Origin of the sequence: Bradyrhizobium sp. CCBAU 53340 (genome assembly GCF_015291645.1) — a bacterium.
Lineage (GTDB): Bacteria > Pseudomonadota > Alphaproteobacteria > Rhizobiales > Xanthobacteraceae > Bradyrhizobium.
This window is the reverse complement of the sequence record NZ_CP030055.1, coordinates 5,589,227-5,605,095: the sequence shown is the minus strand read 5'-3', so window position 1 is coordinate 5,605,095 and position 15,869 is coordinate 5,589,227. Positions and strand designations below refer to the sequence as shown.

Sequence of the window (15,869 nt, the reverse complement as noted above, 5' to 3'; positions counted from 1 at the left end):
CGGTTCGGAGGCCTTATGCGGCACGACAGCTCGATCACGGCGTTTCAGCAGAAGCGGAGCGGCGAGGCGGCCGCCTTCTTCGTCCCGTTCCTGGCGCCTCGCATGAGGCTGCTCGACATCGGCTGCGGGCCGGGAACGATCACGGCTGCGCTTGCGGAGATCGTCGGCACCGCGATCGGCGTCGATATCGAGCCGCATGCGATCGCAGCGGCCCGGCAGCTCTCCGCGCAATCGGGTGCGACCACAGCTCATGGCCAAGGCGCTCGCCACTGACGACGAAATCGAGGCCGCGTTTGCGGGTGGGGATGCCTGGGGACGCAATCCGGACGCGGTCTATTTCAGGTGCCGATGCGAATGCGTTGCGCGCAAGGACTGAGCCGGGCTCTTGGCCCGGCGGTCCATGTCAGCAAAAAGCCCCCGGCTTGCGAAGACCGGGGGCGTATTCCCTCTCGAAGCCGGGGAGGGCGATCAGCTCTTCGTCATGGTGATGTTGACGCCGCGGATCTCACCTTTGGACGAGATCTGCACCGTCTGCTTGGAGCCATTGGTGCGCAGCGACAGATTGGCAGCGAAGCCGTTGGCTTCGACGAACACGTCGATCTGGCCGCCGCCGGCGGTGCCCTGCAAATTGCCGAAGATATTGCGGTTCGACTCGCTCCAATTGCCGGAGATGCGGTCGCCCTGGCTCGTCACGTCGCTGGTGAGGTCGAACTTGTAGCTGTCGGACGCGCAGTGCAGGGCCTGCTTGAGGCCGAGACCGCTGCCGGCGACCTTGTAATCAGCCTTGCAGCGGATGCGCTCGGTCGAGCCGTCGGACAGCGACACCGTGCCGCTGCCGGTCCATGCTCCGTCGAAACCGGCGAACGGTCCGGACGACTGCGCGTGGCTTGCGGAAACCGAGAAGAGCAATGCAGCCCCAATGCCGGCCGCCTTGATCGCATGTCCAGATCGCTCAAAGAATTTCATCATCAATATCCCGTTTTGGAACGACGTCCTTCCATGAAAGAACGTCTCGCCGCATCGAAAGTTTAGTGTTTCGAGCCAGTGTCAGGTTCAATGCCGGACTGCCGGAGATGGCGGTTCAGGCGGCCTTGCGCCACGGCCGCAGCCCCCCGATTTCCGCGTGTTTCCATGTGTTTCTGGCCGAAATGGCCGGTTGAACAGATGCAGCTCTGCAACAGGTCTGCAGTAAAACACCGGTTGCTAGAATTATGACGTAGTATCAAACCCTTACATCTGCCACTGAAGGGTCAGGGAAGGCCCGGATCTGGTGGCACGGCGCCAATTTGGCCGCATTTGCCAGCGCTTGTGCTTCTCCGGTGCGCCGTTTCCGCGGCACCATGCCATCAGAACAATCTGTTCCCGTCGTCCGCCCTGTGCAGTCCGGGATTGGTGCGATTCTGCCGTCAGAATGAAGGAATACAATGCGTAAGCTTCTTGTCGCTCTCACCGTGCTGTCGGCCACCCTGTCCACGGCTGCGTTCGCCCAGCAGGGAGGGCGTGGCACGGACACCGAGCAGAAGGCCTGCACGCGCGATGTGCAGAAGTTCTGCCGTCCGGTTATCGACCAGGGCGATTTCACCATCCTGGCCTGCCTCAAGGAGAACCGGGCCAAGATCTCGCAGGCCTGCGATCAGGTCCTGAAGAACCACAACCAGTAAGCTCGGCCACTGGCCCACAAAGGCGGCCCCGGGGCCGCCTTTCCAGGCCGGATCCGGCAGGGCTGCCATCGACAGACAGGATTGGTTTTGCGGCCGTATTCCCCTATATGGGGGCCGCGGCGGCGTCGCCGGCATGAGCCCGCGAGCGCAAAAGCCCTTTCTGTCCAAACGATTGTTGATCAGCCCTCGATGACCTCTGCGAGCGAATTGCGATCCGGCAAGGGTGACCGCGACGAGAATTTTCCCGTCGCGTCCTGGATCATTCATCCGCGTCATCGCGCGCTGATCCTGGCCTACTACAACTTCGTCCGGACCGCCGACGACATCGCCGACCACGCGACCCTGCCGGCGGACGAAAAGCTTCGCTATCTCGACCTGCTCGAGGCCGAACTGCTCGGCAGGGGCGACACCCAGGCCGAGGCCGTCGCGCTGCGGCGTGCGCTGGCCGAGCGCGGCATGGCGCCGCGCCATGCGCTCGACGTGCTGATCGCGTTCCGCATGGACGTGACCAAGCTGCGCTACGAGAGCTGGGACGAGGTCATTCACTATTGCCGCTATTCGGCGATGCCGGTCGGCCGTTTCATGCTCGACGTTCATGGCGAGAGCACCTCGACCTGGGCGGCGTCGGATGCGCTCTGCGCGGGCCTCCAGATCAACAACCATCTGCAGGATTGCGGCAAGGATTTCCGCGAGCTCAATCGCGTCTATCTGCCGCGCGACGCGCTTGCCGCAAGCGGCGCCTCGGTCGAGCAGCTCGGGCTGACCGAGTCGCCGCCGGCGATGCTGGCCTGCCTGCAGTCGCTCGCGGTGCGCAACGAAGCGCTGCTCAATGAGGGCAGGTCGCTGGCTGCGGAGATCAGGGATGTCCGCCTCGGCGTCGACGTCGCGGTGATCCAGGCTTATGCGGACCGTATCGTGCGCCTCTTGAAGGTGCGCGATCCGCTGCGCGAGCGCGTGCATCTGAACAAGTTCGAACTGCTCATTTTCAGCCTTGCCGGCATCGCCGGAGAACTCGGCCGCCGTGCGATCGGCCGCAAGGCCATCTCAAATCCGGGGACTGCCCATGACGCTTGAGGCGACCGCGCCCAGCGCCAATTATGGCTCGTCCGCATCGAACAGCTCCTTCTACGCTGCGATGCGGATCCTGCCGCGCGACCAGCGCGAGGCGATGTTCCAGATCTACAGCTTCTGCCGCCAGGTCGACGACATCGCCGATTCCGACGGCCCGCGCGATCAGCGGCTCGCCGCGCTGCAGGAATGGCGCAACGACATCGACGCGCTCTACCAGGGCAATCCGCCGCCGCGGCTGAAGGACTATGTCGCCTCGGTGAAGACCTTCGGGCTGAAGCGCGAGGATTTCCTCGCCATCGTCGACGGCATGGAGATGGACGTGCCGCAGGACATCCGCGCGCCCGACATGGCGACGCTCGATCTGTATTGCGACCGCGTTGCCAGCGCCGTGGGCCGTTTGTCGGTGCGGGTGTTCGGCCTGCCGGAAGAGGACGGCATCCTGCTTGCCTACCACCTCGGCCGCGCGCTCCAGCTCACCAACATCCTGCGCGACATCGACGAGGACGCAGGCCTCGGCCGCCTCTATCTGCCGCGGGAGGCGCTGCTGCATGCCGGCATCACCTCCAACGATCCGAACCGCGTGATCGCCGAGCGCGCGCTGCCGAAGGTCTGCATGCCACTGACGCAGCGCGCGAAAGCGCATTTCGAGAAGGCGGACGAGATCATGAACCGCAACAAGCGCCGCGCGGTGCGCGCGCCGCGGATCATGTCGAAATACTACCACGCCATTCTGGACCTCCTGATCGCGCGCGGCTTCACCGCACCGCGCGAGCCGGTGCGTGTGTCGAAGATCACACGCTTCGCGATCCTGTTCCGCTACGCTTTCATCTGATGCAAAACACAGCTCACATCATCGGCGCTGGAATTTCCGGCCTCTCCGCCGCTGTGCGGCTCGCCAATGCCGGCTACAAGGTCGCCGTGCACGAGGCAACCCACCAGGCCGGCGGCCGCTGCCGCTCCTATTTCGACGGCGCCACCAATCTCACCATCGACAACGGCAATCATCTGCTGCTGTCGGGCAACAGCCACGCCCGCGCCTATGCGCGCGCGATCGGCACCGAGGCCGGCCTGGTCGGCCCCGAGAGCGCGCAGTTTCCCTTCGTCGACATCAAGACCGGGCAGCGCTGGCAGATCGATCTCGGCACCGGCCGGTGGCCGACCTGGGTGCTTGATGAGGGGCGCCGCGTCCCTGATACGGGTCTCACCGATTACCTCAAGCTGGCGCCGCTGATCTGGGCGTCGGAAGAGACGCTGGTCGGCAAGTCCATTCCTTGCGAAGGCACGCTCTATCATCGCCTGGTGCAGCCGCTGCTGCTTGCGGCGCTCAACGTCGATCCGCCCGAAGGCTCGGCCGGGCTTGCCGGCGCGATCGTGCGCGAGACGCTGCTGGCGGGCGGGCAGGCCTGCCGTCCGCTCATCGCGCGCGACGGCCTCAGCGCCGTGCTGATCGAGCCTGCGGTGACGTTCTTGGCTGAGCGCGGCCACACCGTTCAGCTCGGCCATGAGCTGCGTTCGTTCGTCACCGCTGACGGCAAAGTGACTGCGCTGAATTTCGGCGGCGAGGACGTCATCCAGCTTGCTGCCGGTGACATGATCGTGATGGCAGTGCCGCCGCGCGCCGCGACCAGCCTGCTGCCGGGCCTGAAGGGGCCGACCGAATTCCGCGCCATCGTCAATGCGCATTTCCGCTTTGAGCCGCCGTCGGGATCGGCGCCGATCCTCGGCGTGATCGGCGGCATCGTGGAATGGCTGTTCGCCTTCCCGAACCGCTTATCCGTCACCATCAGCAATGGCGACCGCCTCGTCGACATGCCGCGCGAGGAGCTGGCGCAGGCGATCTGGAACGACGTCTGCGCGGCCGGTGGTGTCTCCGGCGAGCTGCCACCCTGGCAGATCGTGCGCGAGCGCCGTGCCACATTTGCGGCAACGCCGGCGCAGAACGCCCTGCGTCCAGGGCCGGTCACGTCGCTGAAAAACCTGTTCCTCGCCGGTGACTGGACTGCTACGGGATTGCCAGCGACGATCGAGGGATCGGTGCGGTCGGGTGATCGCGCCGCCGATCTGGTTCTGGCCGCAAAGCGGTCCTGACGGGCAATGTCCCGGTCATCTGCAAATCGACATCAGGAGCAATCGAGCGCCATGGATTCCGTGAACGCGACCAGCCGCGAAGCTTTGGAATCGAGCATTGCGTCAGCCACGCAGGGCGTGCTCGGCTTCCAGCAATCCGACGGGCATTGGGTGTTCGAGCTCGAGGCCGACTGCACCATTCCGGCGGAATACATCCTGCTGCGCCATTATCTCGCCGAGCCCGTCGACACCGCGCTCGAGGCCAAGATCGGCAACTATCTGCGCCGCGTCCAGGGCGCTCACGGCGGCTGGCCGCTGGTGCATGACGGCGAGTTCGACATGAGCGCCAGCGTGAAGGCCTATTTCGCGCTGAAGATGATCGGCGATTCCGTGGACGCGCCGCACATGGTGCGTGCGCGTGAGGCGATCCACGCCCGCGGCGGTGCGATCAACAGCAACGTCTTCACCCGCTTCCTGCTCGCAACCTTCGGCGTCGTGACCTGGCGCGCGGTGCCGGTGCTGCCGATCGAGATCGTGCTGCTGCCGTTCTGGTCGCCATTCCACCTCAACAAGATCTCCTACTGGGCGCGCACCACCATGGTGCCGCTGATGGTGATCGCCGCGCTGAAGCCGCGCGCGAGGAATCCGCTAGGCGTCGGCATCGACGAATTGTTCCTGCAGGATCCGCACTCGATCGGCATGACGGCGAAGGCGCCGCACCAGAGCATGGCCTGGTTCGTGCTGTTCCGCGCGCTCGATGCGATCTTGCGCGTGGTCGAGCCGATGTTCCCGAAGAGCTTGCGAAAGCGCGCGATCGATGCCGCGCTCGCCTTCATCGAGGAACGCCTCAACGGCGAGGACGGCATGGGCGCGATCTATCCGCCCATGGCCAACATCGTCATGATGTATGACGCGCTCGGCAAGGACGAGAACTTCCCGCCGCGCGCGATCACGCGTCGGGGCATCGACAAGCTGCTCGTGTTCAACGGCGATGAGGCCTATTGCCAGCCCTGCGTCTCGCCGGTGTGGGACACCACGCTGACCGCGCACGCGCTGCTGGAGGCCGGCGGCGACAAGGCCGTGCCTGCGGCTAAGCAAGGCCTCGACTGGCTGATCCCGAAGCAGGAGCTCGAGGTGAAGGGCGATTGGGCGGCGAAGCGGCCGGACGTGCGTCCGGGCGGCTGGGCCTTCCAGTACAACAATGCCCATTACCCCGATCTCGACGACACCGCCGTAGTGGTGATGTCGATGGACCGCATGCGCCGGGAGCACGGCGCCACCGGCTACGATGCCGCGATCGACCGCGGCCGGGAGTGGATCGAGGGCATGCAGAGCGACGACGGCGGCTGGGCGGCCTTCGACGTCAACAACCTCGAATATTACCTGAACAACATCCCGTTCTCCGACCACGGCGCGCTGCTCGATCCGCCGACCGAGGACGTCACCGCGCGCTGCATCTCGATGCTGGCCCAGCTCGGCCAGACCGAGAAGACCAGCAAGCAGGTCGCGGGCGGCATCGCCTATTTGCGCAAGACCCAGCACCCGGAGGGGTCCTGGTACGGCCGCTGGGGCATGAACTTCATCTATGGAACCTGGTCGGTGCTCTGCGCCCTCAACATGGCCGGCGTCGACCACAAGGATCCGATGATCCGGAAGGCCGCGGCCTGGCTGGCCTCGATCCAGAACAAGGACGGCGGCTGGGGCGAGGACGCGGTCAGCTACCGCCTCGACTACAAGGGCTGGGAAGCCGCCCCCTCGACCGCCTCGCAAACGGCATGGGCCTTGCTTGCCCTGATGGCGGCAGGCGAGGTTGATCACCCGGCCGTCGCCCGCGGAGTGGAGTACCTGATTGCAACACAGAACGAAAAAGGACTGTGGGACGAGCAGCGGTATACAGCCACAGGCTTCCCCCGCGTGTTCTATCTACGATATCATGGTTACCCAAAGTTCTTTCCGCTGTGGGCGTTGGCGCGGTATCGGAACTTGCGGAACACCAACAGCAGGGTGGTAGGGGTCGGAATGTGACTTTGGGGACGGGGGACTATCTTACCGTGGGCAATGCCATCGACCCGCGGCCGATCTTGATTGTGACTGGCCTGGTGCAGGAGGCCCGCATTGCGGCTGGGCCCGGAATGGCGGTCATCTGTTCATCCAGCAGCCCGGCCCAGTTGCGGGCGCTGCTGACGGTGGTGGATCCTGAAACGATCCGTGGCGTGATCTCGTTCGGCGTCGCCGGCGGGCTCGACCCGACGCTGCGCTCCGGCGACGTCGTGGTCGCGACCGAGGTGCTCTCGGGCGACGCCCGCTGGGCCGCCGGCCTGTCGCTCAGCGACGACCTCATCGACAAGCTGACCTCCGGCCGCCGCCGGGTCGTGCGCGGATCCCTGGCCGGTGCCGAGGAAGTGGTCACCGGCTCGTCCTGCAAGGCGGCGCTGCATTCGGAGACCGGCGCTTCCGCCGTCGACATGGAAAGCCACATCGCGGCCGCCTACGCCGCCGAGGCCGGCCTTCCGTTCGCCGCGGTCCGCGTCATCAGTGACCCCGCCCACCGCGCGCTGCCGGCGCTCGCCCGCGCCGCGATCAAGCCGAACGGCCAGATCGACCTCGCCGCAGTCTTCCGCGGCATCGTCCGCAACCCGGCGACGCTCCACGCGCTGGTCTCGACCGGCATCGACTTCAACCGCGCGCTGCGCTCACTTCGCGGCTGCCGCGACTTCCTGATCGGCACCGAGCTCGTCGACAGCGAGGCGCTGGTGGCGGAAACGATCTGAGCGGATCGTCGACCTGACAACAAAAAGGCCCGGTCGCCATCGGCAACCGGGCCTTTTGCGTTTTCACTCGGTCGCTTCCATGCGGTTTCGGTCCACGACGAACAGCGTCCGCCGCATCATGCCCTCGACAATCGCCGCCGACTCGCTTGGACGCAGATAAATGGCCGTCGACTTGAGCAGCCATGGCAACACCGCCTGCTCGAGCCGCTGTTCATACGCATGACGCATCATGTCGAAGGCCTGCAGGCCGGGCCCTGCGAGGATCACATGATGCGGGCGCAGCACGGAGATCGTTGCCGCAACCGCCTCGGCCAGCGCGCGGCCGGCCTGCTGGAACAGGTGCGCGAGGCGCGGGTCGCCGCTGAGTGCCCGTTCGCGCAGTAGGGCCATCTGCGCCTCGGACGGCTGCTGCGAGTCTGCCGGCGGCAGATCGAGAAAGGTGCGGGCGTCGCGGTAGAGCGCATAGTCGGCCAGATAGGCCTCGATGCAGCCGCGCTGGCCGCAGCGGCATTGCGGCCCGTTCGATCCCAGCTTGATATGGCCGATCTCGCTGCTGGCGCCGGCGCCCCAGCGCGCTTCGCCGTCGACGACGACGCCCATGCCGACGCCGTGGCCGACCATGATCGTGGCCGAGAGGCCCTGCGCCAGTGACGGCTCCGCGGCGCAGAGAGCGAGCGCAACCGCGACAGCGTCATTCGCCATCACGACTTCGGCGCCGAAGGCCAGGCGCACCGGGTTCGCCAGATCGATGTCGGTGATGGAGAGCGCCGGACTCCACAGATGCCGGCCCGTGTCGGCGTTGACGATACCCTGCAGGGCGATCCCGATCCCGAGCAGCCGATGGCGCGGCGTCGCCGTCGCCTCCAGCATCGCATCGATCTGCGCGATCACGAGATCGCATAACGCGCCCGCATTGAGGCTGCGCGTCGCGATCTCGAGCCGCGACTGCGCGAGGCTGGTACCGCTGAAATCGGCGATCAATGTTTCGATCAGATTCATGCGCAGCGAGACCGCGATGATGCGCCCGAACTCCGGGTTCAGGGTCAGCAGCACCGCGGGCCGGCCGCGGCGGCGGCCGCTCAGCCCCTCGGCGTCGTCTTCGTCGGCATCGTCGGACCAGGGGACCGTCGCCGCCTCGGTCTCGCACAGCAGCTCTTCCGCGATCAGTTTCGAGGTGAGGCCGGAAACGGCCGGGAAACTCAATCCCGTGCTGCGGGCGAGCTCCACACGCGGCAGCGGCCCCTGGCGCCGCAGGACGTCGACGAGTCGGCCACGGTTCGAGCCGCGGAGCAGGGTCGACATGCGTCTCGACGGCTCAATCAGGTCAGTCATATTGCCCCTTTTAATTCGCGAGATGAATTTAATGAGCCCGTGTGAGGAAGATGTGATTGAAAAGGCACAGTCGGGAACGCGTCGTTAGTGGCCATATTTACTAATATCATACCTCATGTACTATTTCCGCTTGAAGAAGCGGCCAGTACATCCCGTTTTGGGTGCTTTTGCGCTGCGACATTTCTTCGCTGTGTAAATAAAATAAGGCGCAGAAGCGCTGTGAAGCCCTCATCAGGGCGGCCAAAGGGAGGTTTACATGAACGGATCAATGAAGAAATTGCTAATCCCGCTGCTCGCGACCGCCGCGCTTTCGATGGCGACGGGGATGGCGCAGGCCCAGCAGAAAAAGACCATCGCGCTGGTCACCAACGTGGCGGCCGACTTCTGGACCATCGCCGGCCGTGGGCTTGAAAAGGCACAGAAGGAGCACCCGGACTACAATATCGAATTGATCGTCACCAACGAAGGCACGGCGGCGGGCCAGCGACGCGAGCTGGACGACCTCTTGGTGCGTGGCGTTGCCGGCATCTCCATCTCGGTCGACGATGCGCCGCACGCGACCGAAGAGCTCAACAAGGTCGCGGCCAAGACCGTGTTGATCACGACGGATAGCGATGCGCCGCAGAGCAAGCGTCTCGCCTATATCGGCACCGACAACGTCGCGGCCGGGCGGCAAGCCGGCGAGGAGATCAAGAAGGCGCTGCCGAACGGTGGCAAGATCGCGCTGTTCGTCGGCACGATGGATGCCGACAATGCCCGCGAGCGGGTGCAGGGCATCAAGGATGCGATCGCCGGCACCAAGGTCGAGCTGGTCGACGTGTACACCGACCAGGTCGACTTCGCCAAGGCCAAGGCGAATATCGAGAACGTGCTCGTCAAATATCCCGACATTGCGCTGCTGTCCGGCCTCTGGAGCTACGAGACGCCGCTGATCTATGACGCGGTCAAGGCGGCGGGCAAGGCCGGCAAGGTGAAGATCGTCGGCTTCGACGAGGACCAGCGCACGCTGCGGGGCGTTTCCGACGGCACGATCGAATCGACGGTGGTGCAGCAGCCTTACGAGTTCGGCTATCTCTCCGCCACCAACATCATCAAGACGCTGAACGGTGACAAGTCCTGGATCCCGGCGGACGGCAAGCTGATCGTGCCGACCAAGGTGATCAGCAAGTCCAACGTCGCGGAATTCACCGCAAACCTGAAGGACCTCCTGAAGAAGTGACTTCGGCGCCCGGCGGCACGGCCGCCGGGCGTCCTGCGGGAGGAGATGAATGGCGGAAATCCTGTTCGAACTCGCCGGGATCAGCAAGTCCTATCCCGGGGTCATGGCCCTCGACGACGTCAGCCTGCGTGTGCATCGCGGCGAGGTGTTGGGTCTGATCGGCGAGAACGGCGCCGGTAAATCCACGCTGATGCGCGTGCTCGGCGGCGTGATCGCGCCGAGCGCGGGCGTGATCCGCATCGGCGGCACCGACCACGCCCGTTTGACGGTCAACGAGGCGACGCAGGCCGGCATCGCCTTCGTGCATCAGGAACTGAACCTGTTCGAAAACCTCGACGTCGCCGCCAACGTCTTCATCGGGCGCGAGCGGCTTGTCGGCGGTCCGCTGAAGCTGGTGGATAATGCCGAGATGCGCGCCCGCGTGACGCCGCTGCTGGAACGGCTGGGTGCCGATTTCGCCCCGGACACGCCGGTCGACAATCTGTCGATTGCCGAGCGTCAGTTGGTGGAGATCGCCAAGGCGCTCTCGATCGACGCTCGTGTGATCATCATGGACGAGCCGACCTCCAGTCTGACGATTTCGGAAACTGAACGGCTGCTGGAGGTGATTGCCGATCTGAAGGCGCACGGCATCGCCGTGATCTACATCTCTCACCGGCTCGGCGAGATCATGACCTGCGCCGACCGCGTCGTGGTGCTGCGCGACGGGCGCACGGTGGGAGAGCTGGCGCGGGGCGAGCTGAGCCACGCCGCGATGATCCGCCTGATGATCGGCCGCGACCTGAAAGCGCTGCACACGCCGCCGAAGCGGCCGGCGCAGCCGGGCGGCTGCGACATCGTCGGCCTCGTGACGTCGGCCTTCCCCGACCGGCAGATCGATCTTTCCGTGCGGCATGGCGAGATCCTCGGACTGGCGGGGCTCGTCGGCGCCGGCCGCACCTCGCTGGCGCGCGCGGCTTTCGGCATCGATCCGCTGCTGGGCGGCGAGATCAGGATCGACGACGCGCCGGTCGATGTCGCTTCGCCGCGGGACGCGATCAGGCAAGGCATCTATCTGATGCCGGAGGACCGCAAGAAATCCGGGCTCGTGCTGGAGCTGTCGATCCGGGAGAACGTGACGCTGGCCAGCCTCCTGGATTACGCACGGATGTGGCTGGTCAGCGGTCCGGCCGAGCGCGTAGTCGCCAAAGCGCAGGTGAGGCGCCTCTCCATCAAGGTGCCGAGCATCGATGTGGAGGCCGTGACGCTCTCCGGCGGCAACCAGCAAAAGGTCGTGGTGGGCAAGTGGCTTTCCATGCGGCCGCGCGTGATGTTCTTCGACGAGCCGACCCGTGGCGTCGACGTCGGCGCCAAGAGCGAGATCTACGCCTTGATGCGCGAGCTCGCCGACCAGGGCGTCGCGATCGTGATGATTTCTTCCGACATGGAGGAGGTCATTGGCGTCTCCGACCGGATCGCGGTGATGCATGAAGGGCGCGTCAGCGGCGTGCTGGAGCGCCGGCAGTTCAGCGAATACAACGTCTTGCAGCTTGCGATCGGCCAGGCGCTGGAGACCGCGGAAGCGGCTGCGCCATGAACAAGAAAGAACTCGGCCTCGGCCTGCTGCTCCTGGTGATTTCCGCCGTCACGGGGGCGATCAATCCGGCCTTCCTGTCGGTCGTGAACCTGCTGAACATGGCCAACCTGATCGGCCTGTTCGGTGTGTTCGCGCTCGGCGAGGGGCTCGTGATCATCACCGGCGGCATCGACCTCTCGCTCGGCTCGATGTTCGCGCTGCTCGGCGTCGTGTTCATCGACCTTCTGACGACGTATGAGGTTCCCTGGCCGTTGGCGCTGCTGGCCGTGTTGCTCGGCGGGCTGGCGCTGGGAGGAATTCAGGGCTTCCTCGTCACCCGGTTGAAGATGCAGCCGTTCATCGTGACGCTGTGCGGGCTGCTGATCTATCGCGGCGCCGCGCGCTACTACACGACGGACTCGACACGCGGCTTCGGCTATGGCGACGAGGCCGCGACACTGAGCAACATTGCCTCCGGCAATGTGGCGGGCATCCCGAACACCTTCATCCTTCTGATCGTCCTTGCGCTCGTCCTCGGCGTGCTGCTTCACCGCTCGGTCTACGGGCGCTGGCTTTATGCCGTCGGCAAGAACGAGGAGGCGGCGCGCTTCTCGGGCATCAACACCAATCTCGTGATCGCCGCCGCCTACATCATCAGCGGCGGGCTCGCCGGAGTCTCGACGGTCCTGTTCGTGTTCTACACGAACTCGGTGTCTCCGAGCTCCTTCGGCAATTTCTACGAGCTCTACGCGATCGCGGCTGCCGTCCTCGGCGGGTGCAGCCTGCGCGGCGGCGAAGGCTCCATCCTCGGCATCGTGCTGGGCACGGCGCTGCTGCAGGTACTGCAGAACCTTGTGAATATTCTCGGCATCCCCAATTCCCTGAACTTTGCGGTGATGGGGACGGTGATTCTGATCGGCGTGCTGGCGGATCAACAGCTGCAGGCCCGACGGCGGCGCAAGATGGCGCTGGCCGGCCTCGCTCGCACGGCGCCGAGATCGACAGCTGAAGGACAGCAGGGCGCAGCACCGCGCGGCGTGGACGCGCTGCCGGTGAGGACGGGCGACCAGACATGACGGAATCCAGGCTCCAGTTGACACAAGGCAGCTTTGTGGGCGTGCGGCTGCGTGTGCTGGGGAAGGAGCGCGTTCCAGGCTCGAGGGCTTGGCGGGGACGTGAGGCAAGAGTGACAAAGCCTGAGACGGCGGAAGGACGAAAGAAATGCTGCGCAGGTTTGTAAACACCACATCGGCGTGTGGTGTGGGGATCGTGTTGACATCGCTATGGGGCGGCGCAGTGCATGCGGCCGATTTTTCAACGAAAGCTGCGCCTGTTCCCTATGCGCAGGACGACTTCTGGACGAGGCCATATCTGTTCGGCGATCTCGGCAGGACGAAGCTGAAGGAGCAGGGCATCGAGCTGGGCCTGACGCTGGGTGACGAAGCTGTCGGCAACCTCTCGGGCGGAAGCAAGAACACCGCGGCCAATGCCGGCCAGTTGTGGTTTGGCGCCAAGTTCGACATGGGCAAGCTCGCGGGCATCCAGGGCGGCAGCGTCGGCCTCACGCTGGTCGACCGCTTTGGCAAGAATCTGAATACCGAGGCGGGCATTCCCGCCTTGCAGCTGACCAACGAAGTGTTCGGCCGCGGCAATATTCTGCGCCTCACTCAGCTCTACTACTCGCAGATGCTTTTCGATAACCGCCTCGAGCTCAAGGGCGGCCGTCTTCCCGTCGGCTCCGACTTCTTCTTCGGCCTGTGCGAGTTCATCAACCTGACCTTCTGCGGCGGCCAGCCCGGCAACATCCAGGGTGGCTACATCTACAACTGGCCGGTGAGCCAGTGGGGCGGCGTCGCCCACGTCAAGGTGGCTCCGGAATTCACGCTTTCGGTCGGCGTCTACGACGCCAATCCGAACTATCTGACGACGGACGATCCGACCGTCTACTTCCTGCCCGGCGTCCCTCACTCGAGTCCCGCCAGCGGCGTGCTGGTGCCGGTGGAGCTCGTCTGGGCGCCCAAAGGCCCCCTGAACGGGACATGGAGAGTTGGCGGCTGGTATGACAGCGCCTCGACCATCGACGGCGGCCTTCCGGGTATCATCTCCACCATCCCGGGCACGGGTGGCGTTCCCGATCAAAATCTCGGCGATCAACGCGGCCGCTACGGCGTCTACGAGTCGATCGTGCAGCGGTTGACTGTTGACGGCCCGGGTGCGGTGGGTTGGTACACCTTCCTCAATACCACCGTTGCGGATCATCGCACCTCGTACCAGGACTACCAGATCGCCGGAGGCTTCAAGCACACCGGAACGTTCGCCTGGCGTCCCATGGACGAAGTCGGCTTCGCCGTGGGCACCACCCACGTGAATTCGGCCGCGCTCGGACCCAACGCCGGCGGCAACGAAGTGCCGCTCGAAGTCTGGTACGGATGGCAGGCGACCGGCTGGATGAACCTCAAGTTCGACGCGCAATATGTGATCAATCCCGGCGGGCGCGGCTTCAACGCCGCAGGCGTGAAGACCGACAACGCCGTGGTTCTCGGCATGCGCACCGAGGTCCATTTCTGATCGGGCGACAACGCGTCTGCTGAACAGAAGAGGAGGCCCGATCGCGATGGCGATCGGGCCTCCTTGTTTTGGGGGCTTCAGTTCGTAGCAACCATTAAACGGCGGCTGCCTTTGGGATCGTCTGCTCGCGTCGGTCAAGGCGTGGCCTAGCGGCAGATCAGGTGAGGTTAGGGCGAGTGACGGCCATCCTTGAATCGCGTCGGCTGACGGCGCGGCTGGTTACGAAAACGAACCCGCGCCGCAAATCCGTGATCCTCGCCGGTTTGCTGCTGATTTGCTCGACGCTGCAACGACCTAAACGGGGTAGCCCCCATGCCGTCGAGCAATCGCGCTTCTACTGTGCATGGGGTTGTTTTTCATTTTGTGGGAGAGCGAACCAAAGAAAAGGCCCGGTCGCCATCGGCGACCGGACCTTTTTCGTTCGTGCCGACTGGCGCGACTTACGCCGCCGTCGAAGCCTTTCGTGCGGCCTTCGCCGCTGCGGCCTCGGCTTCGTCCTTGCGGATCTCGGAGAGCTTCTTCTGGACCTGCTCGGAGAAGATGTACTGCGCCGGGCGCTGCTTCGACATGTCGATCTCCGGCGCCATCGGGCCTGAGGTCTTGATGCCGCGCAGCGACACCCACATCGCCTTCAGCGGGTTGGTGAGAGCTGCGGTCGCGGCCGTCGGCTCGTAGCCGCAATGGGCCATACAGTCGGCGCACTTCTCGTACTTGCCGGTGCCGTAGGTCTCCCAGTCGGTGGTGTCCATCAGCTCCTTGAAGGTTTTTGCGTAGCCTTCACCGAGCAAATAGCAGGGCTTCTGCCAACCGAAGATGTTGCGCGCGGGCATGCCCCACGGCGTGCACTCGTAGGACTGGTTGCCGGCGAGGAAGTCGAGGAACAGGCCGGAGTGCATGAAATTCCACTTCTTGCCCTTGCCGAGCGCAAAGACGTCGCGGAACAGCTTCTTGGTCTTGGTGCGGTTGAGGAAGTGCTCCTGGTCCGGCGCGCGCTCATAAGCGTAGCCGGGCGACATCGAGACGCCGACGCCGAGCTCGACGGTGAGGTCGAGGAACTTCGCGATCTCCTCGGCCGGGTGGCCGTCGAAGATGGTGGCGTTGACGTTGACGGTGAAGCCGCGCGCCTTGGCCGCCTTGATCGCGGAGACGGCGCGGTCGAACACGCCAACTTGCGACACCGCCTTGTCGTGATGGTCACGCAGGCCGTCGAGGTGCACGGAGAAGAACAGGTACGGGGAGGGCTCGAACAGATCGAGCTTCTTCTCGAGCAGCAGCGCGTTGGTGCAGAGCGAGACGAACTTCTTGCGCGCCACGAGGCCGCGCACGATCTCGCCGATCTCCTTGTGGATCAGCGGCTCGCCGCCGGGGATAGCCACCATCGGCGCGCCGCACTCGTCGGCGGCGTCCCAGCACTCCTGCGCCGTCATGCGGCGGTTGAGGATCGCATCGGGATAATCGATCTTGCCGCAACCGACGCAGGCGAGGTTGCAGCGGAACAGCGGCTCCAGCATCAGCACGAGCGGATAGCGCTTGCGGCCAAGCAGTTTCTGCTTGAGCAAATAGCCGCCGATACGCATTTCCTTGAAGAAGGGGATTGCCATTACACGTTTCTTTCTGGGCTTGAA

General features: G+C 64.9%; 14 protein-coding genes. 11 read left to right on the top strand and 3 right to left on the bottom strand.

Annotated features, from left to right (window positions below):
• The first annotated feature begins 15 nt into the window (after nucleotides 1-15).
• Nucleotides 16-273, top strand: coding sequence for a bifunctional 2-polyprenyl-6-hydroxyphenol methylase/3-demethylubiquinol 3-O-methyltransferase UbiG (locus tag XH89_RS26510; RefSeq protein WP_194463314.1), 258 nt, complete (start codon nucleotides 16-18; stop codon nucleotides 271-273).
• A 195-nt stretch (nucleotides 274-468) separates the two neighbouring features.
• On the opposite strand, the gene XH89_RS26505 is transcribed toward XH89_RS26510, so the two are convergent.
• On the bottom strand, nucleotides 469-966 hold the full coding sequence (locus XH89_RS26505; protein WP_194463313.1) for a hypothetical protein: 498 nt from the start codon (nucleotides 964-966) through the stop codon (nucleotides 469-471).
• Between the two features lie 458 nt (nucleotides 967-1,424).
• Here XH89_RS26505 and XH89_RS26500 point away from each other — a divergent pair, with 458 nt between their 5' ends.
• From XH89_RS26500 to XH89_RS26475, 6 genes are all read left to right on the top strand, one after another.
• Nucleotides 1,425-1,661 (top strand): hypothetical protein, encoded by a 237-nt coding sequence (locus XH89_RS26500; protein WP_194463312.1) that lies wholly within the window; start codon nucleotides 1,425-1,427, stop codon nucleotides 1,659-1,661.
• Nucleotides 1,662-1,850: 189 nt separating this feature from the next.
• On the top strand, nucleotides 1,851-2,735 hold the full coding sequence (gene hpnC, locus XH89_RS26495) for a squalene synthase HpnC (protein WP_194463311.1): 885 nt from the start codon (nucleotides 1,851-1,853) through the stop codon (nucleotides 2,733-2,735).
• Nucleotides 2,725-3,564, top strand: a complete 840-nt coding sequence (hpnD, locus tag XH89_RS26490) for a presqualene diphosphate synthase HpnD (RefSeq protein WP_194463310.1) — start codon at nucleotides 2,725-2,727, stop codon at nucleotides 3,562-3,564. The genes hpnC and hpnD overlap by 11 nt, the downstream gene beginning before the upstream one ends.
• A complete protein-coding gene (gene hpnE, locus XH89_RS26485) occupies nucleotides 3,564-4,820 on the top strand; it encodes a hydroxysqualene dehydroxylase HpnE (protein WP_194463309.1) in 1,257 nt (418 codons plus the stop codon). Before hpnD ends, hpnE begins: the two co-directional genes overlap by 1 nt.
• 51 nt (nucleotides 4,821-4,871) lie before the next feature.
• Nucleotides 4,872-6,824 carry a squalene--hopene cyclase gene (shc, locus tag XH89_RS26480; RefSeq protein ID WP_194463308.1) on the top strand — a complete coding sequence of 651 codons (1,953 nt, stop codon included), beginning with the start codon at nucleotides 4,872-4,874 and terminating at the stop codon, nucleotides 6,822-6,824.
• Entirely contained in the window at nucleotides 6,821-7,570 is a 750-nt protein-coding gene (locus tag XH89_RS26475; protein WP_194463307.1) for a phosphorylase, read from the top strand. Before shc ends, XH89_RS26475 begins: the two co-directional genes overlap by 4 nt.
• Before the next feature lie 63 nt (nucleotides 7,571-7,633).
• Here the strand turns inward: XH89_RS26475 and XH89_RS26470 are convergent, their stop codons facing one another.
• Nucleotides 7,634-8,902 carry an ROK family protein gene (locus XH89_RS26470; protein WP_194463306.1) on the bottom strand — a complete coding sequence of 423 codons (1,269 nt, stop codon included), beginning with the start codon at nucleotides 8,900-8,902 and terminating at the stop codon, nucleotides 7,634-7,636.
• 256 nt (nucleotides 8,903-9,158) lie between these two features.
• On the opposite strand from XH89_RS26470, the gene XH89_RS26465 reads away from it, so the two are divergent.
• From XH89_RS26465 to XH89_RS26450, 4 genes are all read left to right on the top strand, one after another.
• On the top strand, nucleotides 9,159-10,121 hold the full coding sequence (locus XH89_RS26465) for a sugar-binding protein (RefSeq protein WP_194463305.1): 963 nt from the start codon (nucleotides 9,159-9,161) through the stop codon (nucleotides 10,119-10,121).
• Between the two features lie 49 nt (nucleotides 10,122-10,170).
• On the top strand, nucleotides 10,171-11,697 hold the full coding sequence (locus XH89_RS26460) for a sugar ABC transporter ATP-binding protein (protein ID WP_194463304.1): 1,527 nt from the start codon (nucleotides 10,171-10,173) through the stop codon (nucleotides 11,695-11,697).
• Nucleotides 11,694-12,752 carry an ABC transporter permease gene (locus XH89_RS26455; RefSeq protein ID WP_194463303.1) on the top strand — a complete coding sequence of 353 codons (1,059 nt, stop codon included), beginning with the start codon at nucleotides 11,694-11,696 and terminating at the stop codon, nucleotides 12,750-12,752. The genes XH89_RS26460 and XH89_RS26455 overlap by 4 nt, the downstream gene beginning before the upstream one ends.
• A 145-nt stretch (nucleotides 12,753-12,897) precedes the next feature.
• Nucleotides 12,898-14,244 (top strand): carbohydrate porin, encoded by a 1,347-nt coding sequence (locus XH89_RS26450; protein ID WP_194463302.1) that lies wholly within the window; start codon nucleotides 12,898-12,900, stop codon nucleotides 14,242-14,244.
• A gap of 440 nt (nucleotides 14,245-14,684) precedes the next feature.
• Here XH89_RS26450 and hpnH read toward each other — a convergent pair whose 3' ends face one another.
• Entirely contained in the window at nucleotides 14,685-15,845 is a 1,161-nt protein-coding gene (gene hpnH / locus XH89_RS26445; RefSeq protein WP_194463301.1) for an adenosyl-hopene transferase HpnH, read from the bottom strand.
• Nucleotides 15,846-15,869 lie beyond the last annotated feature (24 nt).

Bases quoted from the DNA above. Each gene is read 5' to 3' on its own strand.
- XH89_RS26510 (WP_194463314.1), top strand. From the start codon at position 16: ATGCGGCACGACAGCTCGATCACGGCGTTTCAGCAGAAGCGGAGCGGC.
- XH89_RS26505 (WP_194463313.1), bottom strand. From the start codon at position 966: ATGAAATTCTTTGAGCGATCTGGACATGCGATCAAGGCGGCCGGCATT.
- XH89_RS26500 (WP_194463312.1), top strand. From the start codon at position 1,425: ATGCGTAAGCTTCTTGTCGCTCTCACCGTGCTGTCGGCCACCCTGTCC.
- hpnC (WP_194463311.1), top strand. From the start codon at position 1,851: ATGACCTCTGCGAGCGAATTGCGATCCGGCAAGGGTGACCGCGACGAG.
- hpnD (WP_194463310.1), top strand. From the start codon at position 2,725: ATGACGCTTGAGGCGACCGCGCCCAGCGCCAATTATGGCTCGTCCGCA.
- hpnE (WP_194463309.1), top strand. From the start codon at position 3,564: ATGCAAAACACAGCTCACATCATCGGCGCTGGAATTTCCGGCCTCTCC.
- shc (WP_194463308.1), top strand. From the start codon at position 4,872: ATGGATTCCGTGAACGCGACCAGCCGCGAAGCTTTGGAATCGAGCATT.
- XH89_RS26470 (WP_194463306.1), bottom strand. From the start codon at position 8,902: ATGACTGACCTGATTGAGCCGTCGAGACGCATGTCGACCCTGCTCCGC.
- XH89_RS26465 (WP_194463305.1), top strand. From the start codon at position 9,159: ATGAACGGATCAATGAAGAAATTGCTAATCCCGCTGCTCGCGACCGCC.
- XH89_RS26460 (WP_194463304.1), top strand. From the start codon at position 10,171: ATGGCGGAAATCCTGTTCGAACTCGCCGGGATCAGCAAGTCCTATCCC.
- XH89_RS26455 (WP_194463303.1), top strand. From the start codon at position 11,694: ATGAACAAGAAAGAACTCGGCCTCGGCCTGCTGCTCCTGGTGATTTCC.
- XH89_RS26450 (WP_194463302.1), top strand. From the start codon at position 12,898: ATGCTGCGCAGGTTTGTAAACACCACATCGGCGTGTGGTGTGGGGATC.
- hpnH (WP_194463301.1), bottom strand. From the start codon at position 15,845: ATGGCAATCCCCTTCTTCAAGGAAATGCGTATCGGCGGCTATTTGCTC.